This window comes from Bradyrhizobium sp. URHD0069 (assembly GCF_000701345.1).
GTDB lineage: Bacteria > Pseudomonadota > Alphaproteobacteria > Rhizobiales > Xanthobacteraceae > Bradyrhizobium.
This window is the reverse complement of record NZ_JNIJ01000018.1, coordinates 87,220-99,790: the sequence shown is the minus strand read 5'-3', so window position 1 is coordinate 99,790 and position 12,571 is coordinate 87,220. Positions and strand designations below refer to the sequence as shown.

The window sequence follows — 12,571 nt, the reverse complement described above, 5'->3', positions numbered from 1 at the left end:
GATGACGGCGCGCCGGAAAGCGTGCTTTGGAGAGTATCATATGAACGTGCATGCCACCGCTTTGGCCGACGCGCATCTTCCTGATGAACAGACCTCGGCATTCGCCCGCGATGCGATCGACGACCTGTCGCAGCATCCCAAGCGCCTGTCGCCGAAGTATTTTTATGACGCGACGGGCTCGGAATTGTTCGAAGCCATCACACGGCTACCGGAATATTACCCGACGCGCACCGAACTCTCGATCCTGCGCGACCGGGGCACCGAGATCGCTTCGATCATCGCGAAGGGCGCGGCGCTGGTGGAGTTCGGCGCCGGCGCGACCACCAAGGTCCGCTTGTTGTTGAAGAACTGCGATTTCGGCGCGTATGTGCCCGTGGATATTTCCGGCGATTTCCTCAATGCCCAGGCCGATGGCCTGGGCAAGGATTTCCCTTCGCTCCACATCTATCCGGTAGCGGCGGACTTCACCGCGCCGTTCGCTTTGCCGGGCGCCATCGCCGATATGCCGAAGGTCGGGTTCTTCCCGGGCTCGACGCTCGGCAATTTCGAACCGCATGAGGCTTGCGCCTTCCTGCGCAGCGCCCGCAGCATTCTGGGCCGCGGCGCACAGATGATCATTGGCGTCGATCTGGAGAAGGATGAGCGCGTGCTGCACGACGCCTATAACGACTCAGCGGGCGTTACCGCGCGCTTCAATCTCAATGTGCTGGCGCGAATCAATCGCGAACTCGGCGGCAATTTCGAGCTCTCCGCCTTCACGCATCGCGCGATCTATAACCGCGAGCGCCATCGCATCGAAATGCACCTGATCAGCAAGAAGACGCAGACCGTGCGCATGCTGGGCACGAGCTTCTCATTCCGCGCCGGCGAAACCATCCACACCGAGAACAGCTACAAATACAGCCTCGAGCGTTTTGCGGCGCTGGCGCGCGTCTCGGGCTGGAAGCCGCGCACGTCGTGGACCGATCCAGCCGGTATGTTCTCGGTTCATGCGCTGGTGACCTCGGGTTGAGTGCGGCCAGCACCCGTCTTCAGCGAGATCGATTCCCAGGCTGCGACAATGATCATGATCGCATTGGTCAGGATCGAGAGCATCAACGGCGATAGCCCGCCGGCGAACCAGGCCAATATGCCGAGTGCGACGATGCCGGTTAGGTGCGAAAGTTGAAGCCAGCCGCGAATGATGTGCTTGAAGAGGATCGTTCCGAGCAGGAACAGCAAGGGTCCGCCAATCGCGCTCAGCACCGTCTTCAGGTCGGAATGGCCTGTCGGATGTTTCAGCACGAGTTCATCGGCGACCGCCGAGAGAATGATGCCCGCTACGATCGGCAGATGCAGATAGGTATAGGCCAGCCTCGCTAATCGCCCCGGCTCGCTCGATCTTGAAATCTGTTCGGAGCCCGCTTCCGCGCCGACATGGAAATAGATCCACCACATCACAAGGCTGCCGATAAAGACCGACACAAAGGCGCTCACGGTTTCTCCGGTCCAGACCAGATCCGAAAATGTCGCACCTGTCACGACAATGGATTCGCCGAGTGCGATGATGACGAACAGCGCAGCGCGTTCCGCCATATGACCGCCTTCGACGGTCCAGTCCTCGATCGAGGACGCGCCGTATTTCGGGATCCAGAACCGCACCGCCGCCGACAGGTATTCAATTCCCAGCGCCACAGCCCACAGCAGCAACCGCGACTGTCCTTCCGCAAAGCCCCCCAAGATCCAGAACACCGCCGATACGGACAGCCATGCCAGGGTACGGATCGCATTCATACGGGTCGAAGGCCGCGTGCGCGGAACCGATGCCAGGAGGAAGGCCGTCCGGCCGACCTGCATCGCGGCGTAGGCAAGGGCGAACCAAAGCCCCCTCGTTTCGAAGGCTTTTGGAATCGAGGTAGAGAGCACGAGCCCGCCGAGCATCAGCAGAAACAGCAGAACCCGGACCGGCGTCAGCTCGGGATTGAGCCAGTTGGTAATCCAGGAGGTGTAAACCCACACCCACCAGACCGCCAGGAACAGCAGCGTGGTCTGCAACGCGCCGAGCGGGGTAAAGTTGTGGAGCAGCGTGTGCGATATCTGCGTGACCGCGAAAACGAACACCAGATCGAAGAACAGTTCGGCGTAGGTGACGCGGCTTTGCTGATGCGGCCCAAATTGACGAAACAGTGCGCCGCGTTTTTTGTCGCCCGCCATGGCGCCCTACCCCGCTGAAACCTGGCTAAAACCTGGCTAGCCCTCCGGCACCCCGGTTTGCAGCGCCAGCGCGTGCAGCACGCCGCCCATTTGGCCTCGCAGCGATTGATAGACGATCTGGTGCTGCTGGACGCGGGACTTGCCGCGGAACGACTCCGAGATCACGGTCGCCGCATAGTGGTCGCCGTCGCCGGCCAGATCGCGGATCGTCACCTCCGCGTCGGGTATAGCCGCCTTGATCATCGACTCGATATCGCGGGCGTCCATCGGCATCCCAGCATTTCTCCCATTCCGGCGTCTCGAATCGCGGCCGGGGACGGCCGCGGGTACACCCGAACCTAGCGTGGAGACCCTTCTACGTCACGTCTTTCGCACTATATTCTCCATCCGATCCTTGCCAAGCCGCTGGGGTCGCGTCGCGCGATCACAACGGCCTGACCGAAAGAGGCTGACGACCATGAAACTCCCCGGTCCCGACCACCCGATCACCATTACCGCGAACCCGAAGCGCGTCCGCGTCTCCGCTGGCGGCGTCGTCATCGCCGACACCACAGATGCTCTGACGCTAAAGGAAGCGACCTATCCGGCCGTGCAATACGTGCCGCGCAAGGACGCCAATATGGCGCTGCTGGCGCGCACCGACCGGGTGACGCATTGCCCCTACAAGGGAGACGCGAGTTATTTCAGTATCGTTGCCGATGGCAAAACCATCGAAAATTCGATCTGGACCTATGAGACGCCGTTCCCGGCGATGACGGAAATCACCGGCTATCTGGCATTCTACCCGGACCAGGTCACCATCGAGCAGGTGGCTTAAGAGTTTGACGCGGACCTACTCATTTAGCCATTTAGAACGTCATGCGGGCCCAACCGACGCAATCCGGAGCCACAAAGCAAGGCTGGGTTGCTCGTCGCTGCGCAATGACGAAAAGGCCTGTTTACCGCCTCACGCTCTAAAGATGGTGAGACCGAGGATCAGCAGGACCAAAAAGATCACGACAAAGACGTAGAACAGGAAGCGGGCGACGTCCGCCGATGCGGCCGAGATGTCGGTGAAGCCAAGGACGCCGGCGACGATCGATACCAGAAAGAAGACCAGCGCCCATTTCAGAATTGTCATCGCCCGCTCCTCAAAGCTTCAACTCATAAGCTTTGGGCCGCGGAATCCGCGGCCCGTGCGAAATCGCTGATCTAACTTCAAGCGTTGGCACTAGTTCCCGTAACCGTTCAGAGACAACGGTGTATCGCCCGTACATATCGCGTGAGTTGGACTACTGCCCGACTTTGCCCGGGAAATCCGGATGCGCCGGATCGTCGCCCGGCAGGCCGCTTGGAGAGGCCCCGGTGCCGGTTATATCCGGCGTAGAAGTCTTGGGAACGCCCGGCTGATTGACGCCGGTGTTCAGGTTCGTGCTCGTACCTGTGCCCATGCCGGTGGTGGTGGTCGATGGACCGCCGGGAGCGGACGATATGCCGGCCGAGCCGGGATTTGTCGGAGTGGCGCCGACCGGAGGCATGCCGCCGGTGCCGGGTACGGTCCCGACTGGCGCACCCGTGGTACCTTGCGCGAATACGGATGTGGTTGCGCCGATCAAGGAGATCGCAACGAGCGCCGAAAGATGCAGTTTGTGTCGCATAGTAGAACTCCGGTTTCTGGAAGCGTCCCGTCAACGATCCCCGACTCCCGCCGTTCCCGCGGTGCACCGCGGGCCCGGATCACATTGATGTTTCATCGCGTGAGATTGGTCCTTGCTGAATCGGGTTCCCGGCGGCAACATCGGACAGAAAAATGACTACCCTGCCGGGGCGCGCTCATGACGACGATTTCCACCACATTGACGTCGGCCGAGACGAGAGCGGCACCAAAGGCCAAGACGCGCAATCCTTCGCTCGACCGCGCCCGCACCTTCCTGACGCTGGTGGTGCTGCTGCACCACGCCGTCATCCCCTATACATATTACGGTCACACCGATCCGACGTCATTCTTCGGCTTCGACATGATCGTGCTGGCCACCGACAGTTTCTTCATGGCGATGTTCTTTTTCCTGTCGGGCCTGTTCGTCTGGCCGGGCATCGCCCGGAAGGGGCCGCTCAACTATTTGTCGGACCGCCTGCTTCGGCTTGGCCTGCCATTCGTGATCTGCGCGTTCACGGTCATTCCGCTCGCCTATTACGCCATCTCCCTGCGGCACCATCCCGAGATCGGCTTTTCGGAATACTGGTGGAAAACCATCACTGTCGGGCCCTGGCCGAGCGGACCGATCTGGTTCCTTTGGGTCTTGCTCGCCTTCGATATGGTTGCCTGCCTGCTGTATCGGCTGTCACCCAACATGCTCGATCCGATCAATCGCCTCTCGCTGTACGGTCGCCGTCGGCCGGCAGTGTTCTTCGCGGTCATGCTTGCCGTCACCGCTGCGTTCTACATTCCCGGGCGGATTCACTTCGGAGCCGGCAGTTGGTTCGAGTTCGGGCCGTTCTCGGTCCAGCACGGGCGCGTGATGCTCTACGCCACCTACTTCTTTTTCGGCGCCGGTATTGGCGTCCAGTATCTGGATCGCGGGCTGTTGGCGGCGGACGGCCGGATGGCGAAGGTCAGCTGGGATTGGTTGGTGCTGGCGCTCGTTCCGTATTACCTCATGTGGGTGCTGATCTCGATCAAGCGCGAAATACTGGGCAATCCGGCGGACTTGCCGGATTGGTATGAGGGGCTCTACGCCGTCTGCTTCACGGTCTTCAGCGTGGCCGTCATGTTTCTGATCCTGGCCTACTTCCTGCGGTTCGCCTACTCAGGCAGGAGTGTACTCGATCCGATGCAGGCTGATGCCTACGGCATGTTCTTGGTGCACTACCCAATCGCGCTGTGGCTGCAGTACTGGCTGTTCGACTTCAATCTGCCGGCGACCGTGAAAGCACCCATCGTATTCGTGCTGACGGTCGCGTTCAGCTGGGGGCTGACGCGCGCGCTGCGGCAGATTCCGGGGGCGAAGCGGGTGCTGTGAGAGGACAGAGGTAGCTCTCTCATCGTCATTGCGAGCGAAGCGAAGCAATCCAGCTTCCTTGTGCAAAGAAAGCTGGATTGCTTCGCCGCAAGCGCTCCTCGCAATGACGTTGTTAGACCTTGGCGTTCATGTAGGCCGGAAACCAGCTTTCGAAGCCGCTCTTGAGCGAGGCAACCGAAACCGGCGTCTCGCTCGCGATGGCGATGGAGTCACTGCCGGTGGTGCCGATGCGGACACATGGGACACCGGCGCCCTTCATTTTCGCCAACACGCGACCGGCCTGCTCCGCAGGCACCGTGACGATGTAGCGCGCCTGATCTTCGCCGAACCAATAGGCGTGCGGCACAATCGATGCCGGAGCCGCCAATAGCTGTGTGCCGATCCCGCCGGCCATTGCCATCTCCGCCAACGCAATCAACAGACCGCCGTCGGACACATCATGCGCCGCAGTCGCCGTGCCGGCGTGGATCATGCCGCGAACCACGCAGCCGTTGCGCTTTTCGGCCGCGAGATCGACCGGCGGCGGCGCGCCCTCTTCGCGGCCGCAGATGTCGCGCAAGTAAACGGACTGTCCGAGCCAGCCATGGGTTTCGCCGATCAGCAGGATCGCCTCGCCCTCGGCCTTGAACGCCAGCGTCGCCGATTTGGTGAAATCATCCAGGAGTCCGACGCCGCCGATCGAGGGCGTCGGCAGGATGCCGCGGCCGTTGGTCTCGTTGTAGAGCGAGACGTTGCCGGACACGACGGGGAAGTCGAGCACGCGGCAGGCCTCCGCGATGCCCTTCAGGCAGCCGACGAACTGGCCCATGATCTCAGGCCGCTCCGGATTGCCGAAATTGAGGTTGTCGGTGATGGCGAGCGGCCGCCCGCCGACTGCCGTGATATTGCGCCAGGCTTCCGCCACCGCCTGCTTGCCACCCTCGAACGGGTCGGCCTCGCAGTAGCGCGGCGTCACATCGACGGTGAGCGCGAGCCCCTTCGGTCCGTCCTGCACCCGCACCACGGCCGCGTCGCCGCCGGGACGCTGCACGGTATTTCCCAAAATGACGTGATCGTATTGCTCCCATACCCAACGCTTCGAGCACAGCTCCGGCGTCGCGATCAGCCTTTCCAGCGCCGGCATGATTCCGATCGGCGGCTCCACGTCGCGCGCATGGATCACCGGGAGCGATGGCGACGGCACATGCGGCCGGTCGTACAGCGGCGCCTCGTCGCCCAATTCCTTGATCGGCAGGTCGGCCATGACGTCGCCGCCATGCTTCACCACGAAGCGCTTGCTCGGCGTGGTGTAACCGACGACGGCGAAATCGAGCCCCCATTTGCGGAAGATCGCCTCGGCCTGTTTTTCTTTCTCAGGTTTCAGCACCATGAGCATGCGCTCCTGGCTTTCCGACAGCATCATCTCGTAGGCGCTCATGCCGGTTTCGCGCGTCGGCACCGCATCGAGATCGAGATCGACCCCGAGATCGCCCTTGGCGCCCATCTCGACCGCCGAGCAGGTCAGACCCGCCGCGCCCATATCCTGGATCGCGATCACGCAATCGGCTTCCATGATTTCCAGGCAGGCTTCCAGCAGCAGTTTTTCGGCGAAGGGATCGCCGACCTGCACGGTCGGGCGCTTCTCGGCCGAATCGTCGTCGAATTCGGCCGACGCCATCGAGGCGCCGTGAATGCCGTCGCGCCCGGTTTTGGAGCCGAGATAGACGATCGGCATGTTCACGCCGGAGGCCGCCGCGTAGAAAATCTTGTCGGTGTCGGCGAGGCCGACCGCCATCGCATTGACCAGAATGTTGCCGTCATAGCGGGTATGGAAACGCACCTGTCCGCCGACGGTCGGCACGCCAAACGAATTGCCGTAGCCGCCGACGCCGGCGACGACGCCCGAAACCAGATGCCGCGTCTTGGGGTGCTCCGGTGCGCCGAAGCTCAGCGCATTGAGGCAGGCGATCGGCCGCGCGCCCATCGTAAAAACGTCGCGCAGAATGCCGCCGACGCCGGTGGTCGCGCCCTGGTAAGGCTCGATGTAGCTCGGATGGTTGTGGCTCTCCATCTTGAACACCACCGCCTGCCCGTCGCCGATGTCGATGACGCCGGCGTTCTCGCCCGGGCCTTGAATGACCCACGGCGCCTTGGTCGGCAACCCCCGCAGATGCAGCCGCGAGGATTTGTACGAGCAGTGCTCGTTCCACATTGCCGAGAAGATCCCAAGCTCCGTGAAACTCGGCACCCGGCCGATCAGCTTGAGAATGCGCTCGTATTCGTCCGGCTTCAGGCCATGGCTGGCGACGAGTTCGGGGGTGATTTGCGGCTGGTTCATGAGGCTCTTGCGCGATTAAGGTCCCTTATTAAGGAGATCGAGAGAGGCGGAAAAGGCCTTTTATGGCGCAATTTCCGGCTGTCCATAGCTTTGCGGGTGCCCGATGCGTCTCGGGGGTTTGCACATCGGGCATGGATCGAATTTAAGGGCTGAAACTCTCAAACCAAGGCCATAGCGCGTGCACGACCTGACCACAGGCGAAATCATGCGGGCGGGAGGCTCGATGATCTTTTTGCGCGGCGTGCTGAAATCCGAAGGCCGTGCGCAGTTCACTTTTTCGACCACGATCAGGCGGGTGAAGCGGCGAACGCTGCCGGTCGCGAGCAACGACGCCGGATAGCGCTTACGCCGCGCGTTCCAGATGCGCCACGAGCCCTGCGAACAGGCCGCGGCCGTCGGTGCAGCCCATGATGTCTTCGACGTGGTTTTCCGGATGCGGCATCATGCCGAGCACGTTGCCACGCTCATTGACGATGCCGGCGATCGATTGCGCCGCGCCGTTGATGTTGGAATTCTCGTCGATGATGCCCTCGGCGGAGCAATAGCGATAGAGCACCCGCCCCTCGCCCTCCAGCCGCTTCAGGGTTTCTTCGTCAGCCTCGTAATTGCCCTCGCCATGGGCGACCGGCACGCGAATGATTTGTCCGGCATTGTAGCCGCGCGTGAACGGCGTATCCGATCGTTCGACCCGCAGATGCACGTCGCGGCAGATGAATTTCAGCCGCGCGTTGCGCATGAGAACGCCGGGCAACAGGCCGGCCTCGCACAGAATTTGAAAACCGTTGCAGACGCCGAGCACAAGGCCGCCATCGCTGGCAAAGCCGCGCACCGCATCCATCACCGGCGAGCGCGCGGCGATGGCGCCGCAGCGCAGATAATCGCCGTAGGAAAATCCGCCGGGCACCACCACGAGGTCAGTGCCCTTGGGTAGCGAGGTCTCGGCATGCCACACCATCGCGGGCGCATGACCAGACGCCAGCTTGAGCGCGCGCGCCATGTCGCGTTCGCGATTGATTCCGGGAAAGACGAGAACGGCGGATTTCATCAGCGGGCGGTGCCTATCCCAGAACCTCAACCCGGTAATTCTCGATCACGGTGTTCGCCAGCAGCTTGTCGGCCGCGTCTTTCAGCGCCGTCTCGGCCTTGGCCGTGTCGGAGCCGGCGATTTCGATATCGAACACCTTGCCCTGGCGTACGCTGGCGATGCCATCGACGCCAAGCGATTTCAGGGCCCCTTCGATGGCCTTGCCCTGCGGATCGAGAATGCCGGATTTGAGAGTGACGGTAACGCGCGCTTTCACGGATAACCTCAGCCCTTCACCAGCACAGGGCCCGAGCCGACGGGCCGCTCGTTCTCCATCAGGATACCCAATCGCTTGGCGACTTCGGTGTAGGCCTCCAGCAGGCCGCCGAGATCCCTGCGAAAACGGTCCTTGTCGAGCTTCTCGTTCGACTTGATATCCCACAGCCGACACGAATCAGGGGAGATCTCGTCGGCGACGATGATTCGCATCATCTCGTTTTCGAACAGGCGGCCGCATTCCATCTTGAAATCGACCAGACGGATGCCGATGCCCAGGAACAGCCCGGTCAGGAAGTCGTTGACGCGTATCGCCAACGCCATGATGTCGTCGATTTCCTGCGGCGTCGCCCAACCGAACGCCGTGATGTGCTCCTCGGAGACCATGGGGTCGTTGAGCTGGTCGTTCTTGTAGTAAAATTCGATGATCGAGCGCGGCAGCTGCGTACCTTCCTCGATGCCGAGGCGCTGCGACAGCGATCCCGCCGCCACATTACGCACCACCACCTCGAGCGGCACGATCTCGACCTCGCGAATCAGTTGCTCGCGCATGTTGAGGCGGCGGATGAAATGGGTCGGCACCCCGATGTCGTTGAGGTGCTGAAACAGGTACTCCGAAATCCGGTTGTTGAGGACGCCTTTGCCCTCGATCACCTGGTGTTTCTTGGCATTGAAGGCGGTCGCGTCGTCTTTGAAGTGCTGGATCAGGGTTCCCGGTTCCGGTCCTTCGTAAAGAACCTTGGCCTTGCCTTCATAAATGCGGCGTCGACGGCTCATTGGGATGTACCGTGTGTTGTTGAAATCCATGAATTTGGTGTGCTCCGGATGACAAGGATTAGGACCCACGACGGAGCTGCCGTGAAGGCCAGGAACGGGAAACAGAACGAGAACCGGGCCTGTTGACAACCTATCCGATTGGGCTGGCAAGCACAATCGATCCGGCTCCTTCGGGCCTAGTTATACCGGGCTCGATTCAAGGCCCGATTCCGCCTATTTAGCTGCGGCTTAAAGGCTCGTTGTTCTGCCGGAATCGCCCGCTTATGTAGGCGCGCGACCGGGCTGCCGCAACGAGGGCCGCCTTCACCGATTGGCAGGATTGGAACCCCACGACATGACGCAATTCGACAAGCGCGAGCAAGGCTTCGAGAAGAAGTTCGCCCTCGACGAGGAGCAGAAATTCAAGGCCGAAGTCCGCCGCAACCGGCTGCTGGGCCAGTGGGCCGCTGAGCAACTGGGCATTACCGGCGATGCGGCCACCGCCTATGCCAAGGAAGTAGTCTCGGCCGATTTTGAGGAAGCCGGCGACAGCGACGTGCTGCGCAAAGTTTTTGGCGATCTGACCGCCAAGGGTGTTGCGATCACCGAGGCCCAGATCCGCGCCAAGATGGACGAGCTGATGGCGACGGCGGCTATACAGGTGAAGGCTGGGATGTAAGCGTGCGAATAGGGAGTGGCGAATAGCGAATTGGGAATTTCTATTCGCCATTCGCCATTCGCCGTGCCGTCCCGCGGAAACGCGCGCGAAAAATATCCAGCAGACGGCGCGAGGCTGCGCTCAAAAACCCGCCGCGCCGCGTCACCGCCACGACATCCTGGCTCGCGGTGAGATCGCCGACAGCGATGGTTTGCAGCGCGGCGGATTTTAGTTCATCCGCGGCGTTGCTTTGTGACAGCAACGCAATGCCGAGACCGGCCTCGACCAAGCGTTTTTGCGCGGTCAGACTGTCGACCGGGGTCCAGGCGACCTCGCCAAATCCATGCGTCTGGAACAGCGCGAACACATGCGAAGCGGTGATCTCCGGCCTGCCCGGCACCAGGGGAAAGGCGATCCAGCGCTCGCCGCGCAGGTCGGCCAGTCTCTTGACGCGGCGGCCGGCACGCCGGTGATCCGGCGCGCACACCACCTGAAGCCGTTCGGAAAACAGCAGCTCGCAATCCAGATCAGGCGACGGGTCGCGGTGATAACGCAATCCGATCGTCGCCTCGCCGCGCCGGATCAGCTCGCTGACCTCGGCGCTGGTCGCCGTGCGCAGCGTCACGTTCACGTTCGGATGCTCCCTCGCAAACGCTTGATGATGCGTGCGAGTTGGCTACCCGCGAGCGTGCCGACCACCGCGAGCGCCACCGGCCCTGAATCCGGCCGCGCCAGCGCCTTCACCGCATTCTCAGCATCCTGCGTCGCCGCCACCGCGCGCTCGGCGTAGGGCACCATCACCCGCCCCGCATCGCTCAGCACAGTGCGGCCGGCGACCCGCTCGAACAGGGGCATGCCGAGCTCCTGCTCCAGGAGGGCAATGCGCCGCGAGATCGCCGGCTGCGTCCGATGCAGCGCCTTTGCCGCGTTCGAGATGCCGCCGCGCTGAAAAACCATCAGGAACGTGTTGAGGGCATCGCTGTCCATTTTCATCCCATGCAAAAAACTGATGGATGAGGAAGAAATAACAAATTTGGCGGATGACTGGAAGAGCAGTAGCTGTACGTGCGACGAGGATTTCACGTTCACTTGCCAGCAGGAGCCGACATGCGCAGCCAGATGGAAAAAGCAAAACTGTTCCGCGAACTGCATGAGCGGCCGGGAGCCTTCATCATCCCCAATCCCTGGGACGCCGGCACCGCAAAGCTGCTCGCCGCGATGGGATTTGAAGCGCTGGCAACGACGAGCCTTGGGCTCGCCAATACGCTGGGCAGCGCGACGGTGAGCCGCGACGCCATCATAGAGAATTGCAGGACGATTTCAGCTGCAACCGACCTGCCGGTAAACGCCGATCTCGAGAATTGCGGCGCTGATGATCCGAAGCAGGCGGCGCAGACGATCAGGCTCGCCGCCGAGGCCGGCGCCGTTGGCGGATCGATCGAGGATTTCACGGGCGACCCGCGCAAGCCAATTTACGATTTCGCGCTTGCGGTGGAGCGCGTGCAGGCGGCGGTCGAGGTCGCCCGCTCCCTGCCCTTCCCGTTCATGCTGACGGCGCGCGCGGAAAATCTGCTGCATGGCCGCAACGATCTCGACGACACCATCAAGCGGCTGCAGGCCTTCGAGGCCGCCGGCGCCGACGTTCTCTATTCGCCCGGCGTGCACGACCTCGCCACGATCAAGATGGTGGTCGCTTCGGTCAAGAAACCCTTCAACCTGGTGATGGGTTTTGCCGACCCGACGCTGACGCTCGATCGGCTCTCAGCAGCCGGCGTGAAACGCATCAGCGTCGGCGGCGCGATGGCGCGCGTGGCGTTGGCGGCCTTCCTGCGCTGCGCGCGCGAGATGAAGGACAATGGCGCCTTCACCTATGTCCGCGACATGGCGCCGGTCAAGGAAGTGCGGCAGGCGTTTGCGGCCCCCGCGAACAGGACCGCCACGTAGACGCTTCGTTCCGACAGGCCCTTATTTGAGGAAGACCTGCAAGTTCATCGAGCCGTTGACGGTATAGCCTTCCGGTTGGTGCGATCCGTAGGATTGGCGGCCGATGTTGATGTTCACCGTCTCCATTCGGCATTCCCTGGCGATGATCTCACGGACGAGGTCGCATTCGCGGGCAGCCATTTCGTAGACGGCGCGACGGGCCTTGTCGCGGAGCCGCTGGGCCTCCTCGCCGTCGCCGCTCGGACCGGGCACAAAGAAACTGATCGAGCTCTGGAACCGCACCGGAGCGTCCTGACGCAATGCATTGGCCTGGCCGGCGGTTTGCGCTGACGCCGGCGCCGACAGCAGCACGAGCACACCAACGGCAAATGCAAATCTTGACGATGTCATGAAAAACGCTCCGG

Annotated in this window: 17 protein-coding genes; 6 read left to right on the top strand and 11 right to left on the bottom strand. The window is 62.1% G+C overall.

Annotated elements, in window-relative coordinates:
• The first annotated feature begins 40 nt into the window (after positions 1-40).
• Positions 41-1,012 (top strand): L-histidine N(alpha)-methyltransferase, encoded by a 972-nt coding sequence (egtD, locus tag N554_RS0112540; protein ID WP_029583778.1) that lies wholly within the window; start codon positions 41-43, stop codon positions 1,010-1,012.
• Here egtD and N554_RS0112535 read toward each other — a convergent pair.
• A complete protein-coding gene (locus N554_RS0112535) occupies positions 988-2,193 on the bottom strand; it encodes a low temperature requirement protein A (RefSeq protein ID WP_029583777.1) in 1,206 nt (401 codons plus the stop codon). The two genes, egtD and N554_RS0112535, sit on opposite strands and share 25 nt — an antisense overlap.
• Positions 2,194-2,229: 36 nt before the next feature.
• A complete protein-coding gene (locus tag N554_RS0112530) occupies positions 2,230-2,466 on the bottom strand; it encodes a BolA family protein (RefSeq protein ID WP_024518049.1) in 237 nt (78 codons plus the stop codon).
• 184 nt (positions 2,467-2,650) lie between these two features.
• On the opposite strand from N554_RS0112530, the gene N554_RS0112525 reads away from it, so the two are divergent.
• Positions 2,651-3,010 carry a DUF427 domain-containing protein gene (locus tag N554_RS0112525; RefSeq protein WP_029583776.1) on the top strand — a complete coding sequence of 120 codons (360 nt, stop codon included), beginning with the start codon at positions 2,651-2,653 and terminating at the stop codon, positions 3,008-3,010.
• Positions 3,011-3,139: 129 nt separating this feature from the next.
• Here the strand turns inward: N554_RS0112525 and N554_RS38255 are convergent, their stop codons facing one another.
• Together N554_RS38255 and N554_RS0112515 are read right to left on the bottom strand one after the other, a co-directional pair.
• The gene (locus N554_RS38255; protein ID WP_029583775.1) at positions 3,140-3,313 is read right to left on the bottom strand and encodes a DUF1328 domain-containing protein; all 174 of its coding nucleotides are present in this window, start codon (positions 3,311-3,313) and stop codon (positions 3,140-3,142) included.
• Between the two features lie 151 nt (positions 3,314-3,464).
• Entirely contained in the window at positions 3,465-3,830 is a 366-nt protein-coding gene (locus N554_RS0112515) for a hypothetical protein (RefSeq protein ID WP_029583774.1), read from the bottom strand.
• Positions 3,831-4,007: 177 nt separating this feature from the next.
• Here N554_RS0112515 and N554_RS0112510 point away from each other — a divergent pair, with 177 nt between their 5' ends.
• Positions 4,008-5,192: an acyltransferase family protein gene (locus N554_RS0112510; RefSeq protein WP_029583773.1), complete on the top strand. Its 1,185-nt coding sequence runs from the start codon at positions 4,008-4,010 to the stop codon at positions 5,190-5,192.
• 112 nt (positions 5,193-5,304) lie between these two features.
• Here N554_RS0112510 and purL read toward each other — a convergent pair whose 3' ends face one another.
• Complete coding sequence (gene purL, locus N554_RS0112505; protein WP_029583772.1) at positions 5,305-7,509, bottom strand: phosphoribosylformylglycinamidine synthase subunit PurL; 2,205 nt, start codon at positions 7,507-7,509, stop codon at positions 5,305-5,307.
• Between the two features lie 178 nt (positions 7,510-7,687).
• On the opposite strand from purL, the gene N554_RS38250 reads away from it, so the two are divergent.
• Positions 7,688-7,849 (top strand): hypothetical protein, encoded by a 162-nt coding sequence (locus tag N554_RS38250; RefSeq protein ID WP_371259483.1) that lies wholly within the window; start codon positions 7,688-7,690, stop codon positions 7,847-7,849.
• A 3-nt stretch (positions 7,850-7,852) separates the two neighbouring features.
• Here the strand turns inward: N554_RS38250 and purQ are convergent, their stop codons facing one another.
• Genes purQ through purC form a run of 3 tightly spaced genes read right to left on the bottom strand, consistent with a single transcriptional unit; the run spans position 7,853 to position 9,586 of the window.
• Positions 7,853-8,554, bottom strand: a complete 702-nt coding sequence (gene purQ / locus N554_RS0112495) for a phosphoribosylformylglycinamidine synthase subunit PurQ (protein WP_029583771.1) — start codon at positions 8,552-8,554, stop codon at positions 7,853-7,855.
• 13 nt (positions 8,555-8,567) lie between these two features.
• Entirely contained in the window at positions 8,568-8,810 is a 243-nt protein-coding gene (purS, locus tag N554_RS0112490) for a phosphoribosylformylglycinamidine synthase subunit PurS (protein WP_029583770.1), read from the bottom strand.
• Positions 8,811-8,818: 8 nt separating this feature from the next.
• A complete protein-coding gene (gene purC / locus N554_RS0112485; protein WP_011502167.1) occupies positions 8,819-9,586 on the bottom strand; it encodes a phosphoribosylaminoimidazolesuccinocarboxamide synthase in 768 nt (255 codons plus the stop codon).
• A gap of 334 nt (positions 9,587-9,920) precedes the next feature.
• On the opposite strand from purC, the gene N554_RS0112480 reads away from it, so the two are divergent.
• Positions 9,921-10,244 carry a DUF1476 domain-containing protein gene (locus N554_RS0112480; RefSeq protein ID WP_029583768.1) on the top strand — a complete coding sequence of 108 codons (324 nt, stop codon included), beginning with the start codon at positions 9,921-9,923 and terminating at the stop codon, positions 10,242-10,244.
• Positions 10,245-10,284: 40 nt separating this feature from the next.
• Here N554_RS0112480 and N554_RS41955 read toward each other — a convergent pair whose 3' ends face one another.
• Both N554_RS41955 and N554_RS41950 read right to left on the bottom strand, forming a co-directional pair.
• On the bottom strand, positions 10,285-10,854 hold the full coding sequence (locus tag N554_RS41955) for a substrate-binding domain-containing protein (RefSeq protein WP_245283585.1): 570 nt from the start codon (positions 10,852-10,854) through the stop codon (positions 10,285-10,287).
• Complete coding sequence (locus N554_RS41950; RefSeq protein WP_245283584.1) at positions 10,851-11,306, bottom strand: LysR family transcriptional regulator; 456 nt, start codon at positions 11,304-11,306, stop codon at positions 10,851-10,853. Before N554_RS41950 ends, N554_RS41955 begins: the two co-directional genes overlap by 4 nt.
• A 24-nt stretch (positions 11,307-11,330) precedes the next feature.
• On the opposite strand from N554_RS41950, the gene N554_RS0112470 reads away from it, so the two are divergent.
• Positions 11,331-12,167, top strand: a complete 837-nt coding sequence (locus tag N554_RS0112470; RefSeq protein WP_029583767.1) for an isocitrate lyase/PEP mutase family protein — start codon at positions 11,331-11,333, stop codon at positions 12,165-12,167.
• Positions 12,168-12,188: 21 nt separating this feature from the next.
• Here N554_RS0112470 and N554_RS0112465 read toward each other — a convergent pair whose 3' ends face one another.
• A complete protein-coding gene (locus tag N554_RS0112465; RefSeq protein ID WP_029583766.1) occupies positions 12,189-12,557 on the bottom strand; it encodes a hypothetical protein in 369 nt (122 codons plus the stop codon).
• Between the last annotated feature and the right edge of the window lie 14 nt (positions 12,558-12,571).

Excerpts from the sequence above, each read along its gene's own strand:
- N554_RS0112535 (WP_029583777.1), bottom strand. The coding sequence starts at position 2,193 with ATGGCGGGCGACAAAAAACGCGGCGCACTGTTTCGTCAATTTGGGCCG.
- N554_RS0112510 (WP_029583773.1), top strand. The coding sequence starts at position 4,008 with ATGACGACGATTTCCACCACATTGACGTCGGCCGAGACGAGAGCGGCA.
- N554_RS0112530 (WP_024518049.1), bottom strand. The coding sequence starts at position 2,466 with ATGCCGATGGACGCCCGCGATATCGAGTCGATGATCAAGGCGGCTATA.
- purC (WP_011502167.1), bottom strand. The coding sequence starts at position 9,586 with ATGAGCCGTCGACGCCGCATTTATGAAGGCAAGGCCAAGGTTCTTTAC.
- purQ (WP_029583771.1), bottom strand. The coding sequence starts at position 8,554 with ATGAAATCCGCCGTTCTCGTCTTTCCCGGAATCAATCGCGAACGCGAC.
- N554_RS38255 (WP_029583775.1), bottom strand. The coding sequence starts at position 3,313 with ATGACAATTCTGAAATGGGCGCTGGTCTTCTTTCTGGTATCGATCGTC.
- egtD (WP_029583778.1), top strand. The coding sequence starts at position 41 with ATGAACGTGCATGCCACCGCTTTGGCCGACGCGCATCTTCCTGATGAA.
- N554_RS0112480 (WP_029583768.1), top strand. The coding sequence starts at position 9,921 with ATGACGCAATTCGACAAGCGCGAGCAAGGCTTCGAGAAGAAGTTCGCC.
- N554_RS0112515 (WP_029583774.1), bottom strand. The coding sequence starts at position 3,830 with ATGCGACACAAACTGCATCTTTCGGCGCTCGTTGCGATCTCCTTGATC.
- N554_RS0112470 (WP_029583767.1), top strand. The coding sequence starts at position 11,331 with ATGCGCAGCCAGATGGAAAAAGCAAAACTGTTCCGCGAACTGCATGAG.
- N554_RS0112465 (WP_029583766.1), bottom strand. The coding sequence starts at position 12,557 with ATGACATCGTCAAGATTTGCATTTGCCGTTGGTGTGCTCGTGCTGCTG.
- purL (WP_029583772.1), bottom strand. The coding sequence starts at position 7,509 with ATGAACCAGCCGCAAATCACCCCCGAACTCGTCGCCAGCCATGGCCTG.
- N554_RS0112525 (WP_029583776.1), top strand. The coding sequence starts at position 2,651 with ATGAAACTCCCCGGTCCCGACCACCCGATCACCATTACCGCGAACCCG.